The organism is Bradyrhizobium sp. CCBAU 21365 (assembly GCF_015291305.1).
GTDB lineage: Bacteria > Pseudomonadota > Alphaproteobacteria > Rhizobiales > Xanthobacteraceae > Bradyrhizobium > Bradyrhizobium elkanii.
The window spans coordinates 269,020-295,316 of the sequence record NZ_CP030036.1; the positions used below are offsets into that span (position 1 = coordinate 269,020).

Below are 26,297 nucleotides of genomic sequence, written 5' to 3' on the forward strand. Positions count from 1 at the left end.
CTGTTTCGCCCAGCTAATATCAGGTAGCAAGTCTCCTTTGATGGCGTAATCGAGTAAGGATCGCATGCCGGCACAGCGAAGTATTGTCATCTGCGGGGGCGCATTTGCAGGGTTGGCGCTCGCCGTGGCGCTGCGCCAGGGGCTTGGGCCGGACATCCCGGTCATCGTGGCCGATCCGGCACTGAGCCAGCGCCCGAGCCGCGATCCGCGCGCGACCGCGATCGTGGCGGCCTGCCGGCGGCTGTTCGAGACCCTCGGCGTCTGGGGCCAGGTGGCGCCGACCGCGCAGCCGATCACCGATATGGTCGTGACCGACTCCAGGCTGGAGGACGCGACGCGCCCGGTGTTCCTGACCTTCGCCGGCAATGTCGAGCCCGGCGAGCCGTTCGCCCATATGGTCGAGAACCGCTATTTGATCGATGCGCTCGCGAGCCGCGCCGAAGCCGAGGGCGTCGAGCTGCGCGCCACCGCGGTGTCGAGCTTCGCGTCGCGTCCCGACGGCGTCAGCATCACGCTGGCCGACGGCACCGTGATCGATGCGAGCCTGCTGGTTGCCGCCGACGGCGCGCGCTCGAAGCTGCGCGAGCGCGCCGGGATTGCGACCCATGGCTGGGACTACGACCAGTCCGGCATCGTGGTCACGGTCGGGCACGAGCGCGAACATCACGGCCGCGCCGAGGAGCATTTCCTGCCCGCAGGGCCGTTCGCGATCCTGCCGCTGACCGGCAATCGCTCGTCGCTGGTGTGGACCGAGACGCGCAAGGATGCCGCGCGCATTGTCGCCTTGAACGAAGAGCAATTCCACGCCGAGCTCGAGCAGCGCTTCGGCCTGCATCTCGGCGAAATCAGGCCGCTCGACAAGCCGCGCGCCTTTCCGCTCGGCTATTTCGTCGCGCGCTCGTTCATCGCCGAACGGCTGGCGTTGATCGGCGACGCCGCGCATGTGATCCATCCGATCGCGGGGCAGGGGCTCAATATGGGCCTGAAGGACGTCGCTGCGCTCGCCGAGGTCGTGGTCGATGCGGCGCGGCTCGGCATGGACCTCGGCCAAGCCGACGTGCTCGAGCGCTACCAGCGCTGGCGGCGCTTCGACACGATGGCGATGGGGGTCGCCACCAACTCGCTGAACTTCCTGTTCTCCAACGAATCGACGCTGCTGCGCACCGTGCGCGACATTGGCCTCGGTCTCGTCGATCGCGCGCCCCCGCTGAAGGAGATGTTCATCCGCCAGGCGGCGGGACTGTCAGGCGAGGTACCGCGGCTGCTGAAGGGCGAGGCGCTGTAGCGCTTGCCTGGTGCCGTAGCCCGGATGAAGCGCAGAGAAATCGGGGCAGACTATCCGCGGTGAGACTTTCCCGGATTGCGCTGCGCTTCATCCGGGCTACGCCTACATCAATCGATCTTCCTCGCCTCTTCCGGCAGCATGATCGGGATTCCGTCGCGGATCGGATAGGCGAGCTTGGCGGAGCGCGAGATCAGTTCCTGCCGCGCAGCGTCGAATTCCAGCGGCCCCTTGGTGATCGGACACACCAGGATTTCGAGCAGTTTTGGGTCGGCGGTGCTTTCGAGATGGTCGGTCGTTGAATTCATGGGAGTCTCCGACTGGAGCGTTTTCGAGCGAAGTGGGCACCGGTTCGCGTGAAGAAAACGCGTCAGAACAAACTGGCCGGTGATGTAGCACATCCAAATAAGCGCTGTCAGCGCCTGGCCATCCGCAGCAGCTCGTCGATCGCGGCCTGCTGACGCGGCTTCGGCAGCGCCTGCTCGGACAGCGCGTAGCCGATGAACGCCCAGTAGAAGATCTGCGCGCGGCCGCGCGCCACGTCGTGTGGGAAACCGGCCTGCCGGAGCAGGGTTTCGATATAGCCGATCCGGCGCTGGTCGACCTCGAGCACGGCGGCGCGCGCCGCGGCATCGGCGATGGCCCAGCTGCGCACGGCGCGTTCCAGCGCCAGCCGCGCCGAGAAGGCGCGGCGCAGCAACAGCGCCAGCGCGTCGCCGCCTTCCGGAATGGTCTCGAGCTCGGCGATCACCTGCTCGGCCGCGACCTCGCGCCAATGGGTGAGGATCGCCGCGCGGTAGGCGCCGATGTCGGCGAAATGCCAGTAGAAGCTGCCGCGCGAGACGCCCATGGCCTTGGCCAGCGGCTCGGCCTTGAGCGCCGTGAAGCCGCGTCGCGCCAGCGTCTTCAGGCCCTGATCGAGCCAGTCCTTGACCGAGAGCTGTTCCGTCATGGTTCCCCGTCCGCGCCGCTCACCATACACAAGTGTATTGACAGGCGCCAGCGGTCGGTATCATATCCATACAGTAGTGTATGGAGGTATCGCGATGCGTGATCTTCTGCTGCAGGGCGCCGGCGTCGTCGCCATTCTGGTCAGCCTGATCCATGGCGTGCTCGGCGAGACCAGGATATTCGCCCGCGCCACCGTCGAGCCGCCGCGGCTGCGGCTCTTGCTTCGCCTGGTCTATCAGGCCGGCACCGTCGCCTGGATCGGCGGCGGCGTGCTGCTGCTCGCTGCACCCGCGATGGCCTCCGATGCCGCGCGGCACTGGATCGTGGCGACGCTCGGTGTCGTGTTCGGCGTCGCGGCGCTCGCCAACGCGGTGGCGACCCGCTTCCGTCACTTCGGCTGGATGGCGATGGGCGCCGTGGTGGCGCTCGCCGCCGCCGGCTACTAGCGAGGCCGATCATGACGACCGATCGCATCAGCCTCAGTATCGCCGATGGCGTCGCGGACGTCAGGCTCAACCGCCCGGACAAGCTCAATGCGCTCGATCCGGCGATGTTCGCCGCGATCGCCGAAATCGGCGCGCAGCTCGCGGACAACCGCACGCTCCGCGCCGTGGTGCTCTCGGGCGAAGGGCAGGCCTTCTGCGCAGGCCTCGACATGGAGCGTCTGGTCGCAACGACGGAGGGCGAATCCATTCTGCCCTTTGCCGATCTCGGCCAGCGGACCCACGGCATTGCCAACTTTGCGCAGCATCTGGTGTGGCTCTGGCGCGAGCTGCCGGTGCCGGTCATCGCCGCCGTCCACGGCATCGCCTTCGGCGGCGGCTTTCAGCTGATGCTCGGTGCCGACATCAGATATCTCGCACCCGGGACGCGCCTTGCGATCATCGAGGCCAAATGGGGGTTGGTGCCCGACATGGCCGGCACGCAGCTGATGCGCCATCTCGCGCGCGAGGATGTGGTCCGTGAACTCACCTACACCGCGCGCGTCTTCTCCGCGGACGACGCGCTCGGGTATGGCTACGCCACCCGGATCGTCGAACAGCCGCGCGAGGCGGCGCTGGAGACGGCGCGCGCGATCGCGGACCGCAGCCCGGATGCGATCCGCGCCGCCAAGCGGCTGCTCAATCTTGCAGCCGATCGCGATGCGGCGACCGGACTTGCAGCCGAAACAGCCGAACAGGCGCTTCTGCTCGGCTCGCCCAATCACATCGAGGCCGTCAGGGCGAATCTCGAGCGGCGGCCCCCGCAATGGAGTTTTGCATGACGACTGGCCCGGGTTTCGATCTCGAACGTCTGGTTGCGACCAATGCGTCGGCGGCCTTCAATCGGCTTGCCGGCTTCGAGGTCGTCGCCGCCGGCACCGGCACGGTGGAACTGCGCATGCCCTGGCGCGACGATCTCACCCAATATGCGGGACACCTGCACGCCGGAATGATCGCGGCGCTGCTCGACACCGCCTGCGGCTTTGCTGCGGCGTCGATCGCGGGTTCCGTCACCGCATCGCATTTCTCGATGAATTGCCTGAAGCCCGCGCTGGGCCGCTGCTTCATCGCCAAAGGCACCACATTGCGTGCCGGACGCAGGCAGGTCTTCGCGCGCGCGGAACTTTTTGCGGAGAACGAGCAGGGTGAGACCTCGCTGGTTGCAACCGGTGAAACCGTGCTCGTTCCGCTGGCAGGCTGAGTCACGCGGATCGCGTATGACCGTGAAATTTATGGAGCCATCAATTTCGGTGCGGAATCGGCTTACGCGCGGATAACCATGCCACTGAAAGTTGCAGAATATTATCGAGAAGACAATTCAATCAGCCTAGCCTGTGCGTACGGACAACCATGGACCGACGCATGTTTCGTGTTCTTACGTGCCTTTCAGGTGAGCATGACTGGCGGCTCGTTCTGCTCGCCGGACTGGTCTGCTTCGTTGCCAGTATTGTGGCCGTCAATATTTTTCATCGCGCAATTGCATCGCAGGCGAGGACGCGGCTGATCTGGATTGCGATCGCGGGAGCCGCAATCGGCTACGGCATCTGGGCGACGCATTTCATCGCCATGCTGGCCTATGAGCCGGGAATCCCGACCGGCTACGGCATTGTCCTCACCGTGCTGTCGCTCGCCGCGGCGATGATGCTGACATCCGGCGGCCTCGGCCTTGCCGCCGGCGACTCCAGCCGCTGGCGCGCGCCGGTCGGCGGCGCCGTGATCGGAGCCGGTATCGCCAGCATGCACTATCTCGGGATGTGGGCGCTGGAGGTGCCGGGCCGCGTGGTCTGGTCGCTCGATCTCGTGGCGGCCTCCATCGTGCTCGGTATGCTGTTCGGCTACGCCGCGCTGGCGATCGCGGTCCGCCGTCAGGACCGCTGGATGTCGCTCGTCGCGGCGCTGCTGCTGACGCTTGCGATCGTGTCGCATCATTTCACCGCGATGGGCGCGGTCGAGATCGTTCCGGATCCGTTGCAGGCTCCGGCGACCCTGTCGCTCTCGCCTGCCTTCCTCGCCATCGTGATCGCCGGGGTGGCGCTGTCGGTGCTCGGGATGAGTCTGGTCGGCGTGCTCGCGGATCGCCGGCTGGCGCTTCGCACCCGTCGCTTCGAGGAGATCATCAGCCAGCTTTCGTCGGCGCGACAGCAGGTCGAGGCGTCGCAGAAGGCGCTGGAGGAGCAGAGGTTCCGGCTGGATACCGCGATCAACCACATGGGCGAGGGCCTCTGCATGTTCAATGCGGAGAAGCGCCTCGTCGTTTGCAATGATCGCTACGCCAAGATGTACCGGCTGCCGCCGGAATTGCTGCTGCCCGGCACGGCCCATCGCGAGATCATCAGGCATCGCATCGCCAACGGCATTCTCAAGGGCGAGACCAGCGACAGCGCCGCGATGCAGGTGCTCGCGACATTGAACGCGCTCCCGGCCGGCGAGATCAGCAGCCGGGTCGACGAGCTCGACGACGGCCGCTTGATCTGCGTGACGCGGCAGCCGATGCCCGGCGGCGGCTGGGTGGCGACGCATCGCGACGTCACCGAGCAGCGGCGCTCGGAGGCCAAGATCACCTATATGGCGCAGCACGACGCGCTGACCGATCTGCCGAATCGCGTGCTGCTCAAGGAATGGATGGAGCGCGCGCTCTCCGGTGCTCGGTGTGGCGGACCGAGCCTTGCGGTGCTGATGCTCGATCTCGACCGCTTCAAGGACGTCAACGACACGCTCGGGCATCCGGCGGGCGATGCGTTGCTGAAGTCGGTGGCCGCCCGCTTGCGCAGGTGCGTCAGCGATACGACGCTGGTCGCGCGGCTCGGCGGCGACGAGTTCGCGGTGATCGACCATGTCGGCGATCCGGTCACGGAAGCGGGCCTGCTCGCCGAGAAGATCAGGAAGGCGCTCAGCGAGCCGATCGATCTCGGCGATCATCGGGTGACCACCACGACCAGCATCGGCATTGCGATCGCACCGCGCGACGGCACCGATTCGGACGAGGTGCTGCGCAGCGCCGATCTCGCGCTTTACTCGGCCAAGAGCTGTGGCCGCGGCTCGTTCCGCTTCTTCGAGCCGGAGCTCGATCGGCTGTTGCAGGCCCGGCGCGGCCTCGAGCGCGACATGCGCAGTGCGCTCGCCAATGGCGAGTTCGAGCTGCACTATCAGCCGTTCATCCATGTCGCGAGCGGGAAGACCTGCGGCTTCGAGGCGCTGCTCCGCTGGCATCATCCAGAGCGCGGCATGGTATCTCCGGCGCAGTTCATTCCGCTGGCGGAAGAGACCGGCCTGATCGTGCCGCTCGGGGAATGGGTGCTGCGCACCGCGTGTGCGGAGGCCGCCAAATGGCCCGACGACCTCAAGATCGCGATCAACCTGTCGCCTGTGCAGTTCAGGAGTCCCGAGCTGGTCCCGGTGATCGTGCACGCGCTGGCGAGTGCCGGAATTTCGCCGGAGCGCCTCGAGCTCGAGGTCACCGAAACGGCCATCATTCAGGACAGCGAAGCGGTGTTTACCGCGCTCAGCCAGCTGCACGATCTCGGGGTGCGGATCGCGCTCGACGATTTCGGCACCGGCTACTCGTCGCTGAGCTTTCTGCAGAAGTTTCCGTTCGACAAGGTCAAGATCGACCGCAGCTTCGTCTCCGAGCTCTCCGGCGCATCCGACGAGTCGCGCCGGATTGCGCGCGCGATCGTTCGCTTTGCCGTCAGCCTCGGCAAGACCACGACGGCCGAAGGCGTCGAAACCAGGGAGCAGCTCGACATCCTCCGCGCCGACGCCTGCGTGGAAGTGCAGGGCTTCCATTTCAGCCCGCCGGTGCAGAGCGAGAAGGTCGCACAGATGATCGGCGGGCGAACCCCGGCTGCGGTCGAACGGCCTGCGGTTCGTCTCGCCATGGCGGGTGCCGCATCCTGATCGACGGGCTGCGCCGGGCGGCCCCGATACGCATGAGGCGTAAGGCCGCAGCACGCCGTCAAAGCCAAACTGCGCGTGGAGCGCAAAGCGGTTTTCGCGACCGTTAGAATTCCTCTAAAGCCAGCCTCCGCGGCGCTTCCTTGACTTGGCAATCGCCTCAGCATTCTTCACGCATGTGCCCTGCGCGAAGGCGTTGTGGGCATGATTGTCAACGGAGGGGAAATGCGCGTGAGAGTGATTTTGAGCGCTGCGCTTGCAGCATGCGTCCTTGGGAGCGTTCTTGGGCTGACCGGATCGGCGGCGTTCGCCGACGGCTACAAGAATTGCACCAAGCTCGACAAGGCGTCGTGGAAGCCGGCAAGCGAAGCCGAAGCTAAGGCCAAGGCCCTCGGCTACGAGGTGCGCCGGTCGAAGGTCGAGGGCTCCTGCTACGAGGTGTACGGCGTCAAGGAAGGCAAGCTCTACGAGCTGTTCTACAGCCCGGAAGACCTCAGCCTGAAGCACACCATCGCGAAGTGAAGCAGGCGCGATGACGAAGGCGGCGCCGGGCGCCCGCGGCGCGACCAGCGTGCAGGTCTGGGACCTACCGCTGCGGCTGTGGCACTGGGCGCTCGCCATCTTCGTCCTGGTCGCCTGGGTGACGCCCGGCACCTATGACCGGCTGCACCGGCTGGCGGGTTATTCGGTGATCGGGCTGCTGGCGTTCCGGCTGATCTGGGGCTTTGCCGGCACGCGCTACGCGCGTTTCGGCAGGCTCGGCGTTCGCCTGCGCGCCGCGCCGCGCTACATCTGGAATCTCCGCCGCGGCATCACCGGGCGCTATATCGGGCTCAATCCCGCGGGCACCGTGATGCTGGTGGCGCTGCTGTTCCTGCTTGCGATCTCGACAATCACGGGCGCGATGGAGGTCACCGTGACCTTCTTCGGTGTCTGGTGGGTCGAGGACACCCACGCCTATGCCTCGGATGCGGTCATCATCCTGGTCGCCCTGCACGTGCTCGGGGTCATCGTGGTCGGCTTGCTGCAGCGTCAGAACCTGGTACGCGCGATGTTCACCGGCCGCAAGCAACTGCGCAATCGCTGATGGGGGAGGGTGCCGAGCCTAAAGCGGGATCGTTGTTTGAGCATGATCTTTTCGGAAAACCGCTTCGCACTTTTGCGGATCATGCTTACTGCACCGGCGGGTCGCCCGAGGTGCGCTTCTTGGCGAGGTCCATCTCGGTGACCGCGATCAGGATCTCGGCGCGGGTCTTCAGGTCCGGCGCCTCGAGCATCGCCTGCTTTTCGGCCGGGCCATAGGGCGACATCATCGCCAGCGCATTGACCAGCGCCTCGTTGGGCGCGGACTCGATCCCTTCCCAGTCGACCTTCAGATTGTTGGCTTCCAGGAAATCGGCCAGCACTTCAAGCAGCGCCTTGCGGTCGACGGCCTCCTCACCCTTGCGCGCGGTGAAGTCGCCGGCGAAGGAGAAGAAGTCGACCTTGCACTGCCGGTACGGCGTCTGCACGGTGAGCTCCTCGACCACCTTGAAGCGCGCGACGCCGGTCAGCTCGAGGATGTAGCGGCCGTCGCCGGATTCTGCGAGCTGGGTGATGCGGCCGACGCAGCCGATCCGGAACAGGGCCGGCTTCGCCTCTTTCTGCGAGTGCGCCACGTCGGGCTGGATCATGCCGATCAGGCGATGGCCGTCGCGCAGCGCGTCGTCGATCATCGCGAGATATCGCGGCTCGAAGATGTTGAGCGGCATCTGGCCGCGCGGCAGCAGCAACGCGCCGGGCAGCGGGAACACCGGGATCACCTCCGGGAGCTCGCCGGGTCCGCGATATTCGGCATTGATCGGCATCTGCGGTCCCGCTGCTGTGACGGGCGTGCTTTACGAGAACAGGATGGTCGACAACCGCTTGCGCCCCTCGACGGTTGCCTCATCGGTGCCGCCCCACGCCTCGAAGAACTGCACCAGCTGCTTGCGCGCGCCGTCGTCGTTCCACTTGCGGTCACGCCTGACGATGGCGAGCAATTGCTCGGTCGCCTCCGTGCGCTTGCCCATCGCATTGAGCGCGGTGGCGAGATCGAATCGGGCCTGATGATCGAGCGGGTTTGCGGCGACTTTCTGTTCCAGCTCCGCGACCGGGCCGACCGCTTCCGCCTGTTCGGCGAGATCGATCGCCGCCTGCACCGCCTTCACCGCGGCGTCGTTGCGCTTGGATTCCGGAACCATCGCCAGCGTCTGCTTGGCCTGCTCCATCGCACCCGACGTGACGTAGCATTTGGCGAGGCCGGCGAGCGCCGCGATGTTGGTGGCGTCGTGCGCCAGCACCTCGGCATAGATCTGCGCGGCCTGGGCGGCGTCGCCCTCGGCAAGCACGGCGTCGGCCTCGGCCAGGATCTCGGTGAGATTGGGCTCGCCGGCGGCCGGCACGCCCTTGGTGATCTTCTCGATGAAGGCGTTGACCTGGCTCTCCGGCACCGCGCCCATGAAGCCGTCGGCGGGCTGGCCGTTGACAAAGGCGATGACGGCCGGGATCGACTGGATGCCCATCTGGCCGGGGATCTGCGGATGCTCGTCGATATTCATCTTGACCAGCTTGACCCGGCCCTTGGCGTTGCGAACCGCCTTTTCCAGGATCGGCGTGAGCTGGCGGCAGGGACCGCACCACGGCGCCCAGAAGTCGATCATGACCGGCTGACGGCGCGATTCCTCGATGACGTCCTTGACGAAGGTCTGGGTCGTCGTCTCCTTGATCAGATCGGGCGCTGCCTCGGGCGTGGGGCCGCCCTGCTCCATTATCGTCACGTTGTCCTCGCCTGCTTCTGAGGTCGGAAATCCGGGGGCGTTCTAGCACGCCCGGAACGGCACGTTCAGCCGTTCTGTCAGCTAGAGCATGATCCCGGAAAAGTGGGAACCGGTTTCCGGGATCATGCTCGGTAAATGGCAGTCAGCCAGAAAAATTCAATCGCCTGGCCGCCTGTCCCGTTCCATCGGAGATCGGGTGGGTTGGGGCCGCGGAACGGCCGATGATGGCGATCCTTCATGGCAGCAGGGGAGCGCCCGTGGCAAAGGCCTATTACAGCACGGTGTTCGAGCAGCCGGCCGGCGAGGTCTGGAAAATCATCCGCGATTTCAACAATTACCCGGTCTGGGTCCATGGCGCGGGGACGAGCGAGATCGAGGACGGCAAATCCGGCGATACCGTCGGGGCCGTGCGCAATGTGTTGTACCGCAAGCGGCGGATCCGGCAGCGGCTGCTCGCGCAGTCCGACGTCGAGCGCTTCCAGACCTACGAATTTGTCGACACCCCGACCCTGCCGGTGACGGATTTCAGCGCGACCCTGCAGGTAACCCCGGTGATCGACGGCGACCGGGCCTTTATCGAATGGTGGGCCGTGTTCGATTGCGACCCGACCCGCCGCCTCGAGCTGACGCAGACGCTGACCGGCTGGTTCGAGACCTGGCTCGAATCGCTCCGGGACGAGATGGCCTTGAGGCAGGTTCCGGCGGAAATCTAAAAAGAAATCGGCGGCGCGACCGGTTTCGGCCGATTCGAGGTCAATTTTTAGGGAAACCGGGCGATTTCGTGAGGTTCGGACCGCGCTCTTGTGTTGCATTCACAGACAGCTTTTGGCATAGGTCTGCCGTTGCCGGCGAGCGATCGCCGCCATTTCGGATGCGGGTGTAGCTCAGTGGTAGAGCACGACCTTGCCAAGGTCGGGGTCGAGGGTTCGAGCCCCTTCGCCCGCTCCAAAACTTCTCGCTGACCGAGCTGACAGTCTGATGAAGGCCCGCCCATCGGCGCGGGCTTTTTGCTGTCCGGTCCGAGGCCGCATCTCCAAGCCGCGATTGCGAGGTCAAGATGTCGCGGCCCGCCACGGCGGTTTCCGGCTTTTGTTAACCTGCAAACGATGCATTCTCAAAACTGATAGAAATCTGTGGTTGTGTTGGCGCTGGAATGGTTGCGGCCGGATTTGCCGGCGCGGCTAGCGCGTGAACGATGTCGATCAGTTGGAAGCCAGCTCCTGGGTTAAATCGCCGCTCGGTGCGCGCAAACGTCGCCGCGCTGGTCGTGCTCGTCGGCGCCTGGACATGTTCGGGCGCATCGGCGCAGCAATTGCCGAGCGACTCGGCGTATGCCCCGACGCCCAGCTTCTCTCCCATGCCTGGCTTTGGGCCGGCGCCTGACTACGAGGCGGCCGAACGGCCGCGAGCGCGGGTCTACATCACGACGCGGTCGCACCGGGGCGGCCAGCAAAACTTCTGCGTCAGGACCTGCGACGGCCGCTTCTTTCCGCTGCCGCGTGTGGGCGAGACGGCGGACGTCAAGGCATGCGAGGCGGCCTGTCCCGCCGCCGAGGTGAAGCTGTACTCCGGCTCCGATATCGACAGCGCCAGAACCGAAGCGGGCGAGACCTACAAGACGCTTGCAAATGCATTCCGCTTTCAGCGCGAGATGGTGCCGCAATGCTCGTGCAGCGCCGGCGCGTCCACCGGCCTGTCGCCGATTGCGATCGAGGACGACATGACGCTTCGGACCGGCGACATCATCGCCGCCGATGACGGCTTCAAGATCGCGGCGATCACGAGCGGGCAGCGGCGCAGCGTGTTGTTCAGGCCGCTGTCGAAGGCCAAGGCGCAGGCGCTCGGTCTGGCGCGCCTGTCGTCGCGATAGCGGCAACCACGAGCGTTAGCTTCATTCGAATATCACGCTGCGGTGCAGAATGCCTTGTTATCGGGCAGGCTGCTCAGGAAAATTTCGTCTCAAATATCGTCTCAACTAGTTTTGACGCAGCGCACACCGGCGCTGCGCTTTTCAGCGTCGTTGGATGTGCTACCATTTTGCCGTCTGACCTACCTCACAGACCGCCACCATCATCTCTCAGGGCGTTCAAAATCAATAACAGGCAAGCTGCAACGGCTTGCATAGGGGAGTGACGCGATGAAATCGGCTTTCAATCGATCAATACTTGCGTTCGCGGCGATTGCGCTGCTGGCGGGGACGACCTTCGCCAATGCACAGCAACAAACAGACAAGAATCGTGCGCTGAAGAAGTACGAGTCCGGCACCAAGGAATTCTGGACCCATCCGCCGGATGACTGGTTCCTCGGCGACGAGACCGAAGCGCAGAAGGGCCTTGCCCCGCCGTCCGGTCCGCCGACCGGCGCGTCCGATTCCGAGCTCGCGGCGATGATGAAGAAGATCAAGCTGCCGCCGGGCTTCAAGATCGAGGTCTATGCCTCGAACGTGCTCGCGGCGCGGCAGATGGCCTGGGGCGACAAGGGCACGCTGTTCGTCGGCTCGTTCGGCCTCGGCAACGTCTATGCGATCAAGGACAACAACGGCAAGAAGGAGGTCAAGACCATCCTCAAGGGCCTCAACATGCCGACCGGCCTCGCGTTCCGCGACGGCGCGCTCTATGTCATCGCGGTCGACAAGTTGATCCGGTACGACAATGCCGAAGCCAATCTCGACAATCTCGGCAGCGGCAAGGTGGTGTATGACGACATGCCGTCCTACGCGGCGCATGGCTGGAAATACATCGCCGTCGACAAGGACGGCTGGTTCTACATTCCGTTCGGACCTCCCTTCAACATCGGCATCCCGCCGACCTCGGTGTCGCAGATCCGCCGTGTCGATCCCAAGACCGGCAACGCGGAGATCTATGCGCTCGGCGTGCGCAACTCGGTCGGCGGCGACGTCGACCCGCGCACCGGCAAATACTGGTTCACCGAAAACGCCCGCGACTGGATCAGCGACGATCTGCCGAGCGACAAGCTCAACGTGATCAACAAGATCGGTGAGCATTTCGGCTATCCCTATTGCCACCAGGGCGATCTGCCCGATGCCAAGTTCGCGATGGGACACAAATGCTCGGAGTTCACCCCGCCGGCGTACAAGCTCGGCGCGCACGTGGCTCCGCTCGGCATGAAGTTCTATACCGGCAGCCAATTCCCGGCCGAGTACAAGAACAGCATCCTGATCGCCGAGCACGGCTCCTGGAACCGGCACAAGTACCAGGGCGGCCGCATCGTGAAGATCACCGCGAGCCCCGACGGCAAGAATGCGAAGCAGGAAATCTTCGCCGACGGCTGGATCCAGGGTGACCAGGGTTATCTCGGCCGTCCCGCCGACATCCTGCTCGACAAGGATGGCTCGATCCTCGTCGCCGACGACTGGGCCGGTGCGATCTATCGCATCAGCTACAGCAAGAAGTAACGGTTGAAACAATGTGAGGCTGCGGTGGCCGTGAGGTGACCGCAGCCTCATTCGCGTGGTTCGGGCACGCCCGCAAAGGAACGCACTCGTCATGCCCGGACTTGCCGCCTTCGCCAAGGCTACGGCGTGCCTGAGACCGGAGCCTCGTCGAAGCCTTGGCGAAGACGGGATCCGGGCATCCATCCAAACCAAGAAACCGTCTTCAAGCCAGATGGATTGCCGGGTCGAGCCCGGCAATGACACACGGAGAAAACTGGCAATGCGCTTTGTGACCCTCGGAATTCTGCTCGCCTCGGCCATCGCGATGGTTTCTTTTGCCAATGCCGCCGATGTCGCCGCCGGCAAGGCGAAGGCCGAAATCTGTGCCGCTTGTCACGGCGAGAACGGCATCTCGCAGACCGAGAACATTCCTTCGCTCGCCGGCCAGCTCGACCAGTACGTTCAATGGCAGCTGGTGTTCTTCCGCGCCGGCGCGCGCAAGAACGAGCAGATGCAGCCGATCGTCGAGCAGCTCAACAACGACGACATCCGAAATCTTGGCGCCTATTTCGCGTCGCTGACCCCGTTCAAGGGCGGCAAGGACGACAATCCGGACTTGTCCGAAAAGGGCAAGCAGGCCGCCGCCGGCCGCCGCTGCGCCTCATGCCATGGCGATACGTTTGCCGGTACCAAGGCGGTCGCCCGCATCGCCGGCCAGCGCGAGGAATATCTCGTCAAGGCGCTGCACGATTACAAGTCGGGCCTGCGCTCCGGTGGGGCACAGGCCGCGATGGCCGATGTCGCCTATCCGCTGAGCGACGAGGAGATCACCGCGCTCGCGCATTATCTGGCGCATCTGTAGCCGCAAATCATGTGGTCGTCCCGGCGAAGGCCGGGACCCATAACCACCGGCTTCAATTGTCTTGAACGGATATCAACCTGCACCGCCTCGAATCGAGAGGCCGCGGCGTGTGGGTCCCGGCCTCCGCCGGGACGACGGGAATAGATTCATCCCCGCTGCTTCTCATACGCCTTGAGGTGCGTGTAGGCCGTGCGCAGCTTCGGCACCGGGATTTTGGCGGCGTCGGCGCGCACGACCAGGTCGCCGATCACGTGATCGGCCTCGACCGGCAGCCCCGCCTTGATGTCGCGGAACATCGATGCGGTCATCGGCGAGCCCTCGGTGGTCAGGAGGCCGCGGGTCCGCTGGAAGAACGGGCCGCCCGGGGCATGGCCGGCGTCGGCGGCGATCGCGCTGCATTCGTCGAGGATGCCGAGCAGGAAATCCTTGCCGCCGGGCGCGGCCAGGATGTTGCCGACCGAGGTCCGCATCAGGCTGGTGGAGGCGGCGAGCGACGCCAGGAACACCCATTTCTCCCACATGTCCTGCATCACATGCTCGCTGGCGTTGGCGCCGTTGATCGCCGAGAAGGTCTCGGCGATCGCGCGCACCCGGTCCGACAACCCGCCGGCGCGCTCGCCGAAGCCGAGCGACTGCATCGGCTGCAGCTGCACTACCTCGCGCTTCTCGTTCAGCGTCGCCGCGATCGCGCACAGACCGCCGAGCACATGCTGCGCTCCGAACGTCTTGTCGAGCGCATCGAGATGCAGCATGCCGTTGAGCAGCGGGATGATCGCGGTCTTGTCGCCGACGGCGGGCGCAAAGGACTTGATCGCATCCTCGAGATCGAACGCCTTGCAGCTCAACAGCACGACGTCGAACTTGTCCGACAGCTTGTCGGCCTGCACGGTCGGCGGGTTGTTCAGCGTGACATCGCCGTTCGGGCTCTTGATCACGAGCCCGGCGGAGGCGAGCTCGGAGGCGCGGCGCGGGCGCACCAGGAAGGTGACGTCGCGGCCGGCCTGAAGCATCCGGCCACCGAAATAACCGCCGATCGCACCGGCGCCGACCACGAGAACGCGCATGGGAATTTGTCCTTCTTTGTTGTTCGCCGCCCGCGGGCGAATGGCGAATGGGAGTGGCGAATAGATAGGGATGCTGTTCGACTATTCGCTACTCGCTATTGGCCGTTCGCTCATCTCACTTTCCCGATACCATTTCCTCGACTTCGCGCAGCTGCTCCTTGCCGAAGAAGATCTCGTTGCCGACGAAAAAGGTCGGCGAGCCGAACGCGCCGCGCTCGACGGCGGATGAGGTATATTCGATCAGCTTGGCCTTCACATCCGCGTCCTGCGCGCGGGCGAACAGTTTTGCGGCGTCAAGGCCGGAGGAGGCGATGGCTTTGCCGGCGACCTCAGGATCGTCCATCTTCTTCGGCTCGACCCACATGTGGTGGAAGGCGGCCTCGATATATTTCTCGAACACGCCCTCGAACTGGGCGGCGACCGCCGCGCGCATCAGGTTCAGCGTATTGACCGGGAAAAACGGGTTCCAGGTGTAGGGCTTGACGTTGAAGCGCTTGAGAAAGCGTTCCGTCTCGATCTTCATGAACTCGGGCTTGTTCTTGACGCCCGCCAGCGTCTCGGCCGGCGACTTGTTGTTGGTGGCCTTGAAGATGCCGCCGAGCAGGATCGGGACATATTCGAACTTGACGCCGGTGCGCTTTTCGATTGCCGGGATCGCTTCATGGCTGAGGAAGGCGTTGGGGCTGCCGAAATCGAACAGGAATTGCGGATTTTGGCTCACGACGGTCTCTCCCTCGGCTTGTCTCGTTTGGACTTGTTTAGCACGGCTTGTCTAGCATGGACCTGCTGTCGCAGGCGCCATCAGTAGAATATGATAATCATCATGTGAGCCGCGGCGCGCGATGTCAAATCAGCCGCTTGATGGTCTGCTTGCGCCATACCAGGGCGTAATAGGCCATCTGCAGCACGAACATGGTTGCGAAGGTGACGGGATAGGCGATCCAGATGCCGCTGACGCCGCTGGCGCGGCTGAGCAGGATCGCGACCGGCACCTCGACCACCGCGATCGCCAGGGTCGAGAGCAACAGCGGCATCCACACCGTGCCGCCGGCGCGCATCGCGCCCGAAAACACCGTCGCCATGCCGAATAGCACCATGCTCCACAGCACGATGTACAAGAGCTGCTGCGCCAGCGCGAGCACGGCATTGTCGACGATGAAGAAGCCCATCAGCGGCCGCGCGAAGAGATAGCCGAGCACGACCAGCCCGCCGGTCAGCGCGAGATTCATCTCGATCCCGGTCCTGACGATGGGGCCGACCCGGGCGGAATCGCCGCGGCCGATCGCCTGCGCGCCGAAGATCGACACCGATATTGCGATCGAGATCGCCGGAAACTGCACATAGCCGATCACCTGGTTGACTGCGCCATAGGCCGCGGTGGCGTCCGAGCCGAAACCGTTGACGAGGCCGAGCAGCACCAGCTCGGCGAGCGAGACCACCACCATGCCGATCGCGGTCGGAATGCCGAGCCGCAGCACGATGCGCAGCAGGGCGCCGTTCGGCCGCATCGCGCGCAGGAATGCGGCGTCGAAGGCCAGTGCATGGCGGTGCCGCAGCATATGAACATGCAGCCACAGCAGCGTGACCACGCCCGAGACCGCGGAGGCGATGGCAGCGCTGGCGACGCCGAGCATCGGCAGGCCGAGCCAGCCGCGGATCAGCGCCGGCGTCACTACCAGGCCGACGGTGGTCGAGACCGTCAGCGCAACCAGCGGCGTCACGGTGTCGCCGACGCCGCGCATCATCGCCGTCAGCAGCAGGAATGCGAAGGTTATGGGCATCGTGATCATCATGATCCGCGCATAGGCCACCGCGGCGTCGAGGACGTCGGATGGTGTCGCGAGCGCGATCAAGAGCGGGCGGGCGAACACGCCGCCGAGGACCGCGATCGCCAGCGCGAGCAGCAGCGTCACGGTCATGGTGGTGCCGGCGACCGCTTTCACCCGGTCGGGCTCGCCCGCGCCCCAGGCCTGGCCGATCATGACCGAGGCGCCGGCGCTCAGGCCGATCACGAAGGAAATGAAGAAGAACATCACCGGAAAGAACACCGAGACGGCGGCGAGCGCGTCGACGCCGATCATCTGGCCGAGATAGACGCCGTTGATGGTGCCGAACAGCGACTGCAGCACATTGCTGAGCAGCATCGGCGCGAGGAAGGCGAGGAAGGCTTTGCGCAGGGAGGGTGGGTTGGACACGTTCAACTTCCAAAAATTGACCAGGCACCTGGCTGGTACGTCCTAGATCAGGCGGCACACTCGCTGCACCTCTCCCGCTTGCGGGGGAGGTCGGATCGCATCGACAGATGCGATCCGGGTGGGGGCTCTCTCCACCGGAAAGAATCTCTGCGTTGTTCAACCGGCATGATTCCCGACATTTTGGACCGGCATGATCCCCGACAGTTTGGGTTAAGCGGTCTGTTCACCCGGTTCGCGCAGCCCCTCACGCGGCGGAGCGAACCGGGTGAACAGACCGCGGCGGTCGATGAGACCGACGTCGAGGTCGCAGAAGCGGACGACGTGGTCACCGGTATCGAGTTCGGCGATGCCGACAAGTTCGTTCACCAGCGCCTGACCGATAAAGACGAACTTGCCTTTCCATTTGATCTCTCCGTTGCCGCGAACACGGCGGGCCTGGTGATTGGCGTCATACCAGGGGTCTTGCTCGCGATCCGGCATGGTGCGTTGAGATGCTCGATAGGCGTCTTCCGGCGGCCGTTGGCCCAGCGCTTCGTGAGGACGTTCCCTATTGTAATGCTCTCGGAAGGCGTCAAAGCGGGCCTGTTGCTCCGACGCATTATCTGCCGGTGGGCTCGATGTTTGCGCCTTCAAGGTGCGATGCATGCGCTCATGGCGACCGTTCTCCTGCGGCGAGGCCGGACGGATGAAGCGCGGCGTAATGCCGAGCTTCAGCCACCAGACCGACAATGTGGTGAGACCGCCGGCGCCGCGCGAGCCGAACGGCGAACCATTGTCGCAGCGGATTGCCCGCGGCAGGCCATGCTCGCGGAAAGCTCTTTCGAAGCGGGGGCGGACGCCCTCGGTCGTCGGTGCGACGATCTGCAGTTCGATCAGGAAGCGGCTGTGGCTGTCGGCCACCGTCAGGGGATCGACCCGGCACTGGTCGCGGGTGCGAAACCAGCCCTTGAAGTCCACGCTCCACTCGTCGTTCGGCTCCTGCACCGGCGTGCAGGGACGCCGCTGGTCGAGCGGACGGCGACGGCGCTTCACCGGCGAGATCAGCCCCGCGCGCTTGAGAATGCTCCCAATCGTCGACGCCGCCGGCCAATCGATCTCCGGCGCCTGGCGGTCGAGCAAGGCGAGCAGCTTGCGCGGTCCCAGATAGGGAAAGCGCTGCCGAGCCGCGATCACCTTCTCTGCAATCGCTGCATCGGTCGTTTGTCGGCATTGCTGCGGCGCGTGCGAACGGTCCCTGAACCACTCCGGATCGCCGCTCTGCTTCCGCTGGCGCCATGCGTAAAACGTGTCGCGGCAGATACCGTGACGGCGGCACAACTCCGACACGTTCCAGTTCCCGCTCTCGTACTCCATAAACATCCGGATACGCTCTTCCATCCGACTGGTCTCTCTGAACGGCATCGTCGGGCCCTCCCGCCGATGCTTCTAGAAACCTGTCGGCAATCATGCCGGTCTAAACTGTCGGGTATCTATCCGGTCTGTACCCGTGGCAAAACCCCCACCCCAGCCCTCCCCCGCAAGCGGGAGAGGGGGCGCAGCTCGCTCGCGGTTGCCCGTCGACATTAGTTCATCGGGCGTCAGTCCGCTTGATCGCTATAGGCGAGCCGGATCGCGTGATCGCGGATATCGGCCGGCCAGTCCGCGATCAGCGTCGCAAAGCGGCGCCGGTCGTGGGCGAACAGGGCGCGGATCGCATCCTCATAGTTCGGCCGGTTGCCGGCCATGACAGTCATGAAGCGATAGGCGGCATCCTGCGCGCTGCGCGTGCGGTCCTTGTCGCCGCTTGAGCGCCGCGCCTCGTCGATCAGCTTGCGGATCGCAACCGATGCACCGCCCTTCTGCTGCGCGAGCCAGTCCCAATGCCGTGGCAGCAGCGTGATCTCGCGCGCGACGACGCCAAGCTTTGGCCGACCGGGCCCGCGCGGCGCGGTCGGCGCCGCCGACTCCTCGTTGCGCGCAGGCGCAAGCGTCGGCAGCCGCCCCAGCACATCGTCGACCGAGCCGCGGAAATCGATATCGACCAGCGCCGAGGTGCGGCCGTTGAATACCAGGATCGCGGCGTCCTTGCGCTGGTCGAGGTGTTGCTTGGCGGCGCGCGCAACCTCCGGGAGGTCGCCGGCCCCGATGCGGTGCTCGCCTTCGAACGCGACATAGGCAGGATTCATGGTAGACCTCTCAGATTGCGCGACATACTGCCCGGATAATTCTTAGCAATCGCGGCGCGTGGATCTCGACTTTCTCGTTTCCCGCTGGCACCAAGCGCCGCCCGATTGCGCTGATCTTTCAGAGGACGCCCCATGCTGACGGTTCATCACCTCAACAATTCCCGCTCGCAGCGCGTGCTGTGGCTGCTCGAGGAATTGGGTGTGCCTTACGAGATCGTGCGCTATCAGCGGCAGCCCGACATGCGGGCGCCGAAGGAGCTGCGCGCGATCCATCCGCTCGGCAAGTCGCCCGTCGTCACCGACAACGGCCACACGATCGCGGAATCCGGCGCGATCCTCGAATACATCATCGCGACCTACGGCAACGGGCGCCTGATCCCGCCGGCCGATACGCCGGAGCGGCTGCGCTACACCTATTGGCTGCACTACGCCGAGGGTTCGGCGATGACGCCGCTGCTGCTGAAGCTGCTGTTCACGCTGATGCCGAAGCGCGCGCCGGCGCTGCTGCGGCCCCTGGTGCGCAAGGTGTCCAACACGGCGCTGTCGACGCTGGTCAATCCGCAGCTCAAGCAGCACATGGCCTATTGGGAAGGCGAGCTCGGCAAGAGCGAATGGTTCGCCGGCAGCGCGTTTTCCGGCGCCGACATCCAGATGAGCTTTCCGCTCGAGGCTGCCGCGGCGCGCGGTGGGCTCGAGGACGGCCATCCCAAATGTGTCGCGTTCCTTGAGCGCATCCACGCCCGCCCGGCCTATGCGCGGGCGCTGGAGAAGGGCGGCCCGTACCAGGTCGGCCGGTAAGTTCGCGGTCATAACAGCGGCTCGGGTTTCGATGCCGCTATTTTTTATCCGGGTAATATTGCCTTGTCAATAATGCCCGGGTATAAATAGCGTGCCTGGAACATCGGAGCTGCCATGAAGACCGAGGACCGCAAGCAAGCCATCGCCGACTACAAGAAACGCGCGAGCGTTGCCGGCGTGTTCGCGATTCGCTGTCGCGCGACCGGCGAGGTCTGGGTGGGGCAGGCGCTCGATCTCGACAAGATCGAGAACCGCATCTGGTTCACGCTGCGGATGGGCAGCCATCGCAACGCGGAGCTGCAGCGCGCCTGGACGGCCCACGGCGCGGATCATCTCTCGCTCGAAACATTGGAGCGGATCGAGGACGAGGAGCTCGGCTATGTGCGCGACACGCTGCTGAAGGAGCGCGTGCAGCATTGGCGCGCAGAGCTGAACGCGTCTGTGGTCTAGCCTAGCGAGACGTCTGGGCGCCGCCGACCGACGGCAGCGGCTGCACGGTGACGCCGGGCGGCGGCACGTCGTCGTCGGGCACGAAGAAGTCCGACATCAGCGGCACCGAGGGATCGACGCGGTAGCGCTCGAAGTCGCGTACGCCATTGGCATAGAGCACCTTGTCGTCGATGCAGAAATGCCCGGTGAATTCGCGCGACGGCCGGGTGATGATCGCGTAGGCCGCATCGCCCATGATCTCGGGCGTGCGGCTCGCCCGCATCATGGCGTCGCCGCCGAGCAGATTGCCGACCGCCGCGGTTGCGATCGTGGTGCGCGGCCACAGCGCGTTGACGGCAACTCCGGCCGATTTCAATTCGCCCGCCAGCCCGAGCACGCACATGCTCATGCCGAACTTCGCCATCGTGTAGGCGGTCGAGTGCTCGAACCATTTCGTCTTCATGTCGAGCGGCGGCGACAGCATCAGGATGTGCGGATTCTCCGCCTTCTTCAGATGCGGGATGCAGTATTTCGACACCATGAAGGTGCCGCGGGTGTTGATTCCCATCATCAGGTCGAACCGCTTCATGTCGGTTGCCTGCGAATTGGTCAGGCTGATGGCGCTGGCATTGTTGACGCAGACGTCGATGCCGCCGAACGCGGCGACGGTCTGCTCGATCGCCGCCATCACCTGCGCCTCGTCCCTGATGTCGCAGAGCACCGGCAGCGCCTTGCCGCCGGCGGCGCGGACCGCGTCGGCGGCGGTGTAGATCGTGCCCTTCAGCTTCGGATGCGGCTCGGCGGTCTTCGCCGCGATCGCGACATTGGCGCCGTCACGCGCGGCGCGCAGCGCGATCGCCAGCCCGATGCCGCGGCTCGCGCCCGAGATGAACAGCGTCTTGCCCTTGAGCGATGTCATGGCAGCCTCCTGTTAGGGACGCACACTATCAGGCTCCCTCCCCCCTTGCGGGGGAGGGTTGGGGAGAGGGGTAAGCCACACACACCGCCTTCGCGGCTACCCCTCTCCCTAGCCCTCCCCCGCAAGGGAGGAGGGGACGACCGAGCAAGCGGCGCAGCCACAGCCCTACCTCACGTCCTATCCATCCGCATGCAGCACACGCCCGCGTGTTTCCGGCAGCGCGTAGGCGGCGAGGAAGAACACGCCATAAGCCGCCACCGCGAAGATCGCGATCGCGTTGGCGAGCGTGGTCGTGGTCGACAGCGCGCCGACCAGGAACGGGAACAGCGCGCCGATGCCGCGGCCGAAATTGTAGCAGAAGCCCTGGCCGGAGCCACGCAGCCGCGTCGGATACAGTTCGGTCAGGAACGCGCCCATGCCGGAGAAATAGCCCGAGGCAAAGAAGCCGAGCGGAAAACCCAGCACCCACAGCACCTCGTTGGACAGCGGCAATTGGGTGTAGAGCAGCACCACCGCGATCGCGCCGATCGAGAAGATCAGGAACAGATTGCGCCGGCCGATCCGGTCGGCGAGCCAGGCACCGACCAGATAGCCGATGAACGAGCCGATGATCAGCGTCGCGAGATAGCCGGTCGAGCCGACCACCGACAGCTTGCGCTCGGTGGTGAGGAAGCGCGGCACCCAGAAGGTGATGGCGTAGTAGCCGCCCTGCATGCCGGTGCCGACCAGCGACGCCAGCAGCGTGGTCTTCAGGATCGGTCCGTGGAAGATCTCCCACAACGCGGCGGGTCCGCTGCCGGAGGCCTGCGCCTGCGCCATGGTCGCGGCGGAGATTTCCGGCTCGGTGACATAGCGGCGCAGATAGAACACCAGCAGCGCCGGCAGCGCGCCGATCACGAACATCCAGCGCCAGGCGTTCTCCGCCGGCAGCACCGAGAACAGGATCGCCTGCGCCAGCACCGCGAGGCCCCAGCCGACCGCCCAGCCCGACTGCACCGAGCCGACCGCGCGTCCGCGATATTGCGGCCGGATCGCCTCGCCGATCAGCACGGCGCCGGCCGCCCATTCGCCGCCGAAGCCGAGGCCGAGCAGTGCGCGGGCGACCAGAAGCTGATCGAAATTCTGCACCACTGCGCAGACCAGCGAGAAGAATGAGAACCAGATGATGGTGAGCTGCAGCGTCTTAACCCGCCCGATGCGGTCGGACAAATAGCCGCCGAGCCAGCCGCCCACGGCGGAGGCCAGCAATGTCACGGTGCCCGCGAGCCCGGCGGTGCCGGGATCGACCTTCCAGAGCGTGATGATGGTGCCGATCACCAGCGGATAGATCATGAAATCCATGCCGTCGAGCGTCCAGCCCGACGCGCAGGCCCAGAACGTGCGCCGCTCCTGCAGGTTCATGTCGCGATAGAAGGCGAGGAGGCTGGTGTCCTCGATCTCTGCAACTTCCATCGATTTGGATTCGGCCGTGCTCATGCGCGTTCCCCGGAGAAATCGTTCACCGGCTGTTTGCGATCCGCGGCCGGAGGTGCGCGGACCGCCAATCTATCGCGATGTCGCAGGCTGGGCAAAGCCGCGTTTAGAGCGGGATGAGATTTGGCTGAATCGGCTCACGGCGGTTTTGGTTCACCTCTCCCCGACGGGGAGAGGTCGGATTGCGAAGCAATCCGGGTGAGGGTTTTTGCTTTCTCGATAGACCGTAACCCCTCACCCGATTTGCTACGCAAATCGACCTCTCCCAACGGAGAGGTGAACCTCCGATGCCGCTCCAGCTCAACCCGATCCGATCACGTTAGTATCCCGCAGCCTCCGAGCCGCGCGTGCGCGGATCCGGTGCGCCGAGCAGACCGTTGGTCGTGACGAGGATCGAGTTCGCGGAGGAGTAGCCGAGCGGCTCGACCAGTTTGTGGCCCTTGGCGCGCAGATCGCCCAGCACCGCGTCGGGAAAGCCGCGCTCGATCCGGACCTCGTCGGGCAGCCATTGATGGTGCATGCGGGGCGCGGCGACCGCGGCCGCAACGTCCATCTTGTAGTCGATCACGTCGACGATGATCTGCGTCACCGCGGAGATGATGCGGCTGCCGCCGGGCGAGCCCGTCACCAGCACCGGCTTGCCGTCCTTCAGCACGATGGTCGGCGACATCGACGACAGCGGTCGCTTGCCGGGTCCCGGCAGATTGGCCTCGAAGCCGACCAGGCCGAAGGCATTGGAGGCGCCGGGCGCGGCGGTGAAATCGTCGAGCTCGTTGTTCAGCAGCACGCCTGTGCCGTCGGCGACGAGGCCGACGCCGTAGGGGAAGTTCAGCGTGTAGGTGTTGCTGACGGCGTTGCCGCCGGCGTCGACGACCGAATAATGCGTTGTGTTGTCGCCCTCGCGCGGTTGCTTCGCGTTGCGCACATCGGTCCATGGCGTGGCGCGGGCAAGATCGATGGTGGCGCGCTGCTTGGCGGCATAGTCCTTGTCGATCAGCAATTGCGTCGGCGCGTCGACGAAGGCGGGATCGCCGAGATAGCGCGCGCGATCGGCATAGGCCCGCTTCATCGCCTCGATCATCACATGCAGCGAGGCGGCCGAGCCCTGCCTCATGTCGGACATCGGAAAGCCTTCGAGGATGTTGAGAATCTCAAGCAGCACGACGCCGCCGGAGGAGGGCTGCGGCATCGAGACGATGTCGTAGCCGCGATAGCTGCCGCGGATCGGCGTGCGGGTCACCGGCTGGTAGGATTTCAGATCCTCGAGGGTGAAGATGCCGCCGGCATTCCTGATGCCGCTGACGAGCTTCTCGGCGACGGCGCCTTGGTAGAAGCCGCGCGGGCCTCGTTCGGCAATATCAGTCAATACGCCGGCGAGATCGCCCTGGATCAGGCGGTCACCCTCGCGCAGCGGCGTACCATCGGCGTGCGAGAACGTCCTGGCCGAATTCGGCCAGCGCGACATGCGGCGATACATGTCGTTCAGCGTGTCCGATGTGTCGTCGGTGACGATGAAGCCGTCGCGCGCGAGATCGATCGCGGGCTTGAGGATCTGCGCCAGCGTGAACTTGCCGGAGCCGTATTTCTCCAGCGCCAGCGAAAGGCCCGCGACCGTGCCGGGCACGCCGATCGCAAGCGCGGAGTTGCGCGACTTGTCGGGATCGGGCTTGCCGTCGGCGTTCAGGAACATGTCGCGGGTCGCAGCCTGCGGCGCGGTCTCGCGATAGTCGATCGCGACATCCTCATTGCGTCCGGCAAGATGGATCACCATGAAGCCGCCGCCGCCGATATTGCCGGCGCGCGGATAGGTCACGGCCATCGCAAAGCCGGTGGCGACCGCGGCGTCGACCGCATTGCCGCCCTGTCGCAGGATGTCGGCGCCAACTTGCGCAGCCAGCTTCTCCTGCGCCACCACCATGCCGTTTTCGGCGCGAATGCTGCGAATCGTGTCCGCTGCTGACGGTTCATAGAAGCGGCGCTGGACCTGGCCGAGGGCAGGCGTCGCGATACCAATCACCAGGAGAGCGGCAAACAGCCGTCGCGACATCGTTGCCGTCAGCGCCATCGAAATGTCCTGCCCTGTTCATCGCCGTATCGGTCAAACCGGCTCATGCTATATGGGAGCGGATTGGAACGGCAAAAGCCTGCCTGTGGTTCGAGTTGGGGAATATCTTTCGCGATGACGGCAACAATGCAGACGGGCGCCGGTGACGCGAAGGCCACCACCAAGGTTTATCCGGGCCGCGCCGCCGTCATCAGCTGGATCTTCTTCGACTGGGCCGCGCAGCCTTATTTCACGCTGATCACGACCTTCGTGTTCGCGCCTTATTTCGCGAGCTTTGTCGCGCCGGATGCCGCCAGCGGCCAGGCGCTGTGGGGGTTTGCCACCGCGGCTGCCGGACTTGCGATCGCGCTGCTGTCGCCGGTGCTCGGGGCAATCGCCGATGCCAGCGGTCGTCGCAAGCCGTGGATCGCGGGCTTCGGCGCGCTGCTCGTGATCGGCTCGAGCGCGATGTGGATCGGCAAGCCCGGCAATCCCGACATCATCCCTATGCTGCTGCTCGCCTATGCGATCGCAAGCGTCGGCGTCGAGTTCGCGACCGTTTTCAACAATGCGATGATGCCGACTCTGGTGCCGCCCGACCGGATCGGGCGGCTCTCGGGCACCGGCTGGGCCACCGGTTATGTCGGGGGCATCCTGAGTCTCGTGCTGGTGCTTGGATTCCTCGCCGCCAATGCCGAGACCGGCCGCACGCTGTTCGGCTTCACGCCGCTGTTCGGTCTCGATCCTGCCATGCATGAAGGCGACCGCATCACCGGGCCGCTGACCGGGCTCTGGTTCATCATCTTCGTGACGCCGATGTTCCTGTTCACGCCGGACTATCCGACGAAGCGCCCGCTGCGCGCGGCGCTCGGCGAAGGTTTGCGCGAGCTCAGGGAATCGTTGTCGAGCCTGCCGAGGCAGAAGTCACTCGCGCGGTTTCTGCTGGCGAACATGATCTACACCGACGGGCTGGTCTCGCTGTTCGCGTTCGGCGGCATCTATGCCGCAGGTACGTTCGGCTGGGACACGATCCGGATCGGCACCTTCGGCATCATCCTCGCGGTGGCCGGCACGTTCGGCGGCTGGACCGGCGGCAAGCTCGATGATGCATTCGGACCGAAGCGCGTGATCACCGGCAGCCTCGTGATCCTGCTGTTTGCGATCGTCGTGATCCTCACCGTGAACAAGGATTCCATCCTGTTCATCCCGGTCGCGCCGCCGGTGCCGGGCGGCCCTCTGTTCGCGGGCGCTGCCGAGCGCGCTTACATCGTGCTGGGCTGCCTGATCGGCGCCACCGGCGCACCGCTGCAGGCCGCTTCGCGCTCGCTCCTGATCCGCCTCGCGCCGAAGGATCGCATCGCGCAGTATTTTGGCTTGTTCGCGCTCACCGGCAAGGTGACGTCGTTCATCGGCCCGCTCCTGATCGGCGCGATCACCGCGGCGACGGCAAGCCAGAAGGCCGGCATGGCGGTGCTGGTGGCGTTCTTCGTGGCGGGACTGGCGCTATTGGCGAAGGTGCGGGAGTAACCACCGCCATCGTCCCGGCC

Annotated in this window: 27 protein-coding genes and 1 tRNA gene; 15 read left to right on the forward strand and 13 right to left on the reverse strand. The window is 65.2% G+C overall.

The genetic code is table 11. From position 1 onward, the window contains the following. Positions 1-64 precede the first annotated feature (64 nt). Positions 65-1,285, forward strand: coding sequence for a ubiquinone biosynthesis hydroxylase (locus tag XI02_RS01255; RefSeq protein WP_194483353.1), 1,221 nt, complete (start codon positions 65-67; stop codon positions 1,283-1,285). Between the two features lie 107 nt (positions 1,286-1,392). On the opposite strand, the gene XI02_RS01260 is transcribed toward XI02_RS01255, so the two are convergent. Together XI02_RS01260 and XI02_RS01265 are read right to left on the reverse strand one after the other, a co-directional pair. Beyond that, positions 1,393-1,590, reverse strand: a complete 198-nt coding sequence (locus XI02_RS01260) for a Trm112 family protein (protein ID WP_018269337.1) — start codon at positions 1,588-1,590, stop codon at positions 1,393-1,395. 107 nt (positions 1,591-1,697) lie between these two features. Continuing rightward, positions 1,698-2,234 (reverse strand): TetR/AcrR family transcriptional regulator, encoded by a 537-nt coding sequence (locus XI02_RS01265; protein ID WP_172646179.1) that lies wholly within the window; start codon positions 2,232-2,234, stop codon positions 1,698-1,700. Between the two features lie 94 nt (positions 2,235-2,328). Between XI02_RS01265 and XI02_RS01270 the strand changes: the two genes are divergently transcribed. The 6 genes from XI02_RS01270 (at position 2,329) to XI02_RS01295 (ending at position 7,696) form a co-directional block, all read left to right on the forward strand. Further along, positions 2,329-2,679 (forward strand): hypothetical protein, encoded by a 351-nt coding sequence (locus XI02_RS01270; RefSeq protein ID WP_172646178.1) that lies wholly within the window; start codon positions 2,329-2,331, stop codon positions 2,677-2,679. 11 nt (positions 2,680-2,690) lie between these two features. Beyond that, positions 2,691-3,497, forward strand: a complete 807-nt coding sequence (locus XI02_RS01275; protein ID WP_172646177.1) for a crotonase/enoyl-CoA hydratase family protein — start codon at positions 2,691-2,693, stop codon at positions 3,495-3,497. After that, positions 3,494-3,916, forward strand: coding sequence for a PaaI family thioesterase (locus XI02_RS01280; RefSeq protein ID WP_016841417.1), 423 nt, complete (start codon positions 3,494-3,496; stop codon positions 3,914-3,916). Before XI02_RS01275 ends, XI02_RS01280 begins: the two co-directional genes overlap by 4 nt. A 161-nt stretch (positions 3,917-4,077) precedes the next feature. Further along, a complete protein-coding gene (locus XI02_RS01285; protein ID WP_172646176.1) occupies positions 4,078-6,612 on the forward strand; it encodes an EAL domain-containing protein in 2,535 nt (844 codons plus the stop codon). Positions 6,613-6,834: 222 nt separating this feature from the next. Next, positions 6,835-7,131, forward strand: coding sequence for a PepSY domain-containing protein (locus XI02_RS01290; protein ID WP_018269339.1), 297 nt, complete (start codon positions 6,835-6,837; stop codon positions 7,129-7,131). A 10-nt stretch (positions 7,132-7,141) separates the two neighbouring features. Beyond that, a complete protein-coding gene (locus XI02_RS01295) occupies positions 7,142-7,696 on the forward strand; it encodes a cytochrome b/b6 domain-containing protein (protein ID WP_172646175.1) in 555 nt (184 codons plus the stop codon). 85 nt (positions 7,697-7,781) lie between these two features. Here the strand turns inward: XI02_RS01295 and XI02_RS01300 are convergent, their stop codons facing one another. Both XI02_RS01300 and trxA read right to left on the reverse strand, forming a co-directional pair. Then, positions 7,782-8,456 carry an LON peptidase substrate-binding domain-containing protein gene (locus tag XI02_RS01300; protein ID WP_016841413.1) on the reverse strand — a complete coding sequence of 225 codons (675 nt, stop codon included), beginning with the start codon at positions 8,454-8,456 and terminating at the stop codon, positions 7,782-7,784. A gap of 30 nt (positions 8,457-8,486) precedes the next feature. Continuing rightward, positions 8,487-9,407 (reverse strand): thioredoxin, encoded by a 921-nt coding sequence (gene trxA / locus XI02_RS01305; protein WP_069279107.1) that lies wholly within the window; start codon positions 9,405-9,407, stop codon positions 8,487-8,489. Between the two features lie 221 nt (positions 9,408-9,628). Here trxA and XI02_RS01310 point away from each other — a divergent pair, with 221 nt between their 5' ends. Together XI02_RS01310 and XI02_RS01315 are read left to right on the forward strand one after the other, a co-directional pair. Further along, positions 9,629-10,120 carry an SRPBCC family protein gene (locus tag XI02_RS01310; RefSeq protein WP_172646174.1) on the forward strand — a complete coding sequence of 164 codons (492 nt, stop codon included), beginning with the start codon at positions 9,629-9,631 and terminating at the stop codon, positions 10,118-10,120. Positions 10,121-10,280: 160 nt separating this feature from the next. After that, positions 10,281-10,355 (forward strand) — tRNA-Gly (locus XI02_RS01315). A 144-nt stretch (positions 10,356-10,499) separates the two neighbouring features. Here the strand turns inward: XI02_RS01315 and XI02_RS01320 are convergent. Next, positions 10,500-10,766 carry a hypothetical protein gene (locus tag XI02_RS01320; RefSeq protein WP_194483498.1) on the reverse strand — a complete coding sequence of 89 codons (267 nt, stop codon included), beginning with the start codon at positions 10,764-10,766 and terminating at the stop codon, positions 10,500-10,502. Between XI02_RS01320 and XI02_RS01325 the strand changes: the two genes are divergently transcribed. The 3 genes from XI02_RS01325 to XI02_RS01335 all read left to right on the forward strand — a co-directional run bounded on the left by XI02_RS01325 (position 10,765) and on the right by XI02_RS01335 (position 13,663). Next, positions 10,765-11,277, forward strand: coding sequence for a DUF2865 domain-containing protein (locus XI02_RS01325; protein WP_244980870.1), 513 nt, complete (start codon positions 10,765-10,767; stop codon positions 11,275-11,277). The two genes, XI02_RS01320 and XI02_RS01325, sit on opposite strands and share 2 nt — an antisense overlap. A gap of 267 nt (positions 11,278-11,544) precedes the next feature. Then, positions 11,545-12,822, forward strand: coding sequence for a sorbosone dehydrogenase family protein (locus XI02_RS01330; RefSeq protein WP_069279108.1), 1,278 nt, complete (start codon positions 11,545-11,547; stop codon positions 12,820-12,822). A gap of 259 nt (positions 12,823-13,081) precedes the next feature. Beyond that, positions 13,082-13,663 carry a cytochrome c gene (locus XI02_RS01335; protein WP_172646172.1) on the forward strand — a complete coding sequence of 194 codons (582 nt, stop codon included), beginning with the start codon at positions 13,082-13,084 and terminating at the stop codon, positions 13,661-13,663. A 146-nt stretch (positions 13,664-13,809) separates the two neighbouring features. Here XI02_RS01335 and panE read toward each other — a convergent pair whose 3' ends face one another. From panE to XI02_RS01360, 5 genes are all read right to left on the reverse strand, one after another. After that, positions 13,810-14,727, reverse strand: coding sequence for a 2-dehydropantoate 2-reductase (gene panE / locus XI02_RS01340; RefSeq protein WP_016841407.1), 918 nt, complete (start codon positions 14,725-14,727; stop codon positions 13,810-13,812). Positions 14,728-14,842: 115 nt separating this feature from the next. Further along, a complete protein-coding gene (locus tag XI02_RS01345; RefSeq protein WP_016841406.1) occupies positions 14,843-15,448 on the reverse strand; it encodes a 2-hydroxychromene-2-carboxylate isomerase in 606 nt (201 codons plus the stop codon). 124 nt (positions 15,449-15,572) lie between these two features. Further along, the gene (locus XI02_RS01350) at positions 15,573-16,922 is read right to left on the reverse strand and encodes an MATE family efflux transporter (RefSeq protein WP_370143870.1); all 1,350 of its coding nucleotides are present in this window, start codon (positions 16,920-16,922) and stop codon (positions 15,573-15,575) included. Positions 16,923-17,132: 210 nt separating this feature from the next. Beyond that, positions 17,133-18,299 (reverse strand): integrase core domain-containing protein, encoded by a 1,167-nt coding sequence (locus XI02_RS01355; RefSeq protein ID WP_244620959.1) that lies wholly within the window; start codon positions 18,297-18,299, stop codon positions 17,133-17,135. Positions 18,300-18,499: 200 nt separating this feature from the next. Further along, a complete protein-coding gene (locus XI02_RS01360; protein ID WP_172646171.1) occupies positions 18,500-19,087 on the reverse strand; it encodes a DUF2239 family protein in 588 nt (195 codons plus the stop codon). A gap of 132 nt (positions 19,088-19,219) precedes the next feature. On the opposite strand from XI02_RS01360, the gene XI02_RS01365 reads away from it, so the two are divergent. Beyond that, a complete protein-coding gene (locus tag XI02_RS01365; protein ID WP_018269343.1) occupies positions 19,220-19,885 on the forward strand; it encodes a glutathione S-transferase family protein in 666 nt (221 codons plus the stop codon). A gap of 114 nt (positions 19,886-19,999) precedes the next feature. After that, entirely contained in the window at positions 20,000-20,335 is a 336-nt protein-coding gene (locus XI02_RS01370) for a GIY-YIG nuclease family protein (protein ID WP_172646170.1), read from the forward strand. A 1-nt stretch (position 20,336) separates the two neighbouring features. Here XI02_RS01370 and XI02_RS01375 read toward each other — a convergent pair whose 3' ends face one another. The 3 genes from XI02_RS01375 to ggt all read right to left on the reverse strand — a co-directional run bounded on the left by XI02_RS01375 (position 20,337) and on the right by ggt (position 24,771). Further along, positions 20,337-21,233 (reverse strand): NAD(P)-dependent oxidoreductase, encoded by an 897-nt coding sequence (locus XI02_RS01375; protein ID WP_069279113.1) that lies wholly within the window; start codon positions 21,231-21,233, stop codon positions 20,337-20,339. A 177-nt stretch (positions 21,234-21,410) separates the two neighbouring features. Next, the gene (locus tag XI02_RS01380) at positions 21,411-22,709 is read right to left on the reverse strand and encodes an MFS transporter (protein ID WP_069279114.1); all 1,299 of its coding nucleotides are present in this window, start codon (positions 22,707-22,709) and stop codon (positions 21,411-21,413) included. 316 nt (positions 22,710-23,025) lie between these two features. After that, positions 23,026-24,771 (reverse strand): gamma-glutamyltransferase, encoded by a 1,746-nt coding sequence (gene ggt / locus XI02_RS01385; RefSeq protein ID WP_172646169.1) that lies wholly within the window; start codon positions 24,769-24,771, stop codon positions 23,026-23,028. Between the two features lie 126 nt (positions 24,772-24,897). Here ggt and XI02_RS01390 point away from each other — a divergent pair, with 126 nt between their 5' ends. Then, positions 24,898-26,277, forward strand: coding sequence for an MFS transporter (locus tag XI02_RS01390; RefSeq protein WP_172648977.1), 1,380 nt, complete (start codon positions 24,898-24,900; stop codon positions 26,275-26,277). The last annotated feature ends 20 nt before the right edge of the window (positions 26,278-26,297 follow it).

Excerpts from the sequence above, each read along its gene's own strand:
- XI02_RS01255 (WP_194483353.1), top strand. The coding sequence starts at position 65 with ATGCCGGCACAGCGAAGTATTGTCATCTGCGGGGGCGCATTTGCAGGG.
- XI02_RS01260 (WP_018269337.1), bottom strand. The coding sequence starts at position 1,590 with ATGAATTCAACGACCGACCATCTCGAAAGCACCGCCGACCCAAAACTG.
- XI02_RS01265 (WP_172646179.1), bottom strand. The coding sequence starts at position 2,234 with ATGACGGAACAGCTCTCGGTCAAGGACTGGCTCGATCAGGGCCTGAAG.
- XI02_RS01270 (WP_172646178.1), top strand. The coding sequence starts at position 2,329 with ATGCGTGATCTTCTGCTGCAGGGCGCCGGCGTCGTCGCCATTCTGGTC.
- XI02_RS01275 (WP_172646177.1), top strand. The coding sequence starts at position 2,691 with ATGACGACCGATCGCATCAGCCTCAGTATCGCCGATGGCGTCGCGGAC.
- XI02_RS01280 (WP_016841417.1), top strand. The coding sequence starts at position 3,494 with ATGACGACTGGCCCGGGTTTCGATCTCGAACGTCTGGTTGCGACCAAT.
- XI02_RS01285 (WP_172646176.1), top strand. The coding sequence starts at position 4,078 with ATGTTTCGTGTTCTTACGTGCCTTTCAGGTGAGCATGACTGGCGGCTC.
- XI02_RS01290 (WP_018269339.1), top strand. The coding sequence starts at position 6,835 with ATGCGCGTGAGAGTGATTTTGAGCGCTGCGCTTGCAGCATGCGTCCTT.
- XI02_RS01295 (WP_172646175.1), top strand. The coding sequence starts at position 7,142 with ATGACGAAGGCGGCGCCGGGCGCCCGCGGCGCGACCAGCGTGCAGGTC.
- XI02_RS01300 (WP_016841413.1), bottom strand. The coding sequence starts at position 8,456 with ATGCCGATCAATGCCGAATATCGCGGACCCGGCGAGCTCCCGGAGGTG.
- XI02_RS01310 (WP_172646174.1), top strand. The coding sequence starts at position 9,629 with ATGATGGCGATCCTTCATGGCAGCAGGGGAGCGCCCGTGGCAAAGGCC.
- XI02_RS01325 (WP_244980870.1), top strand. The coding sequence starts at position 10,765 with ATGCCTGGCTTTGGGCCGGCGCCTGACTACGAGGCGGCCGAACGGCCG.
- XI02_RS01320 (WP_194483498.1), bottom strand. The coding sequence starts at position 10,766 with ATGGGAGAGAAGCTGGGCGTCGGGGCATACGCCGAGTCGCTCGGCAAT.
- XI02_RS01330 (WP_069279108.1), top strand. The coding sequence starts at position 11,545 with ATGAAATCGGCTTTCAATCGATCAATACTTGCGTTCGCGGCGATTGCG.
- XI02_RS01335 (WP_172646172.1), top strand. The coding sequence starts at position 13,082 with ATGCGCTTTGTGACCCTCGGAATTCTGCTCGCCTCGGCCATCGCGATG.
- panE (WP_016841407.1), bottom strand. The coding sequence starts at position 14,727 with ATGCGCGTTCTCGTGGTCGGCGCCGGTGCGATCGGCGGTTATTTCGGT.
- XI02_RS01355 (WP_244620959.1), bottom strand. The coding sequence starts at position 18,299 with ATGGAAGAGCGTATCCGGATGTTTATGGAGTACGAGAGCGGGAACTGG.
- XI02_RS01360 (WP_172646171.1), bottom strand. The coding sequence starts at position 19,087 with ATGAATCCTGCCTATGTCGCGTTCGAAGGCGAGCACCGCATCGGGGCC.
- XI02_RS01365 (WP_018269343.1), top strand. The coding sequence starts at position 19,220 with ATGCTGACGGTTCATCACCTCAACAATTCCCGCTCGCAGCGCGTGCTG.
- XI02_RS01370 (WP_172646170.1), top strand. The coding sequence starts at position 20,000 with ATGAAGACCGAGGACCGCAAGCAAGCCATCGCCGACTACAAGAAACGC.
- XI02_RS01375 (WP_069279113.1), bottom strand. The coding sequence starts at position 21,233 with ATGACATCGCTCAAGGGCAAGACGCTGTTCATCTCGGGCGCGAGCCGC.
- XI02_RS01380 (WP_069279114.1), bottom strand. The coding sequence starts at position 22,709 with ATGAGCACGGCCGAATCCAAATCGATGGAAGTTGCAGAGATCGAGGAC.
- ggt (WP_172646169.1), bottom strand. The coding sequence starts at position 24,771 with ATGGCGCTGACGGCAACGATGTCGCGACGGCTGTTTGCCGCTCTCCTG.
- XI02_RS01390 (WP_172648977.1), top strand. The coding sequence starts at position 24,898 with ATGCAGACGGGCGCCGGTGACGCGAAGGCCACCACCAAGGTTTATCCG.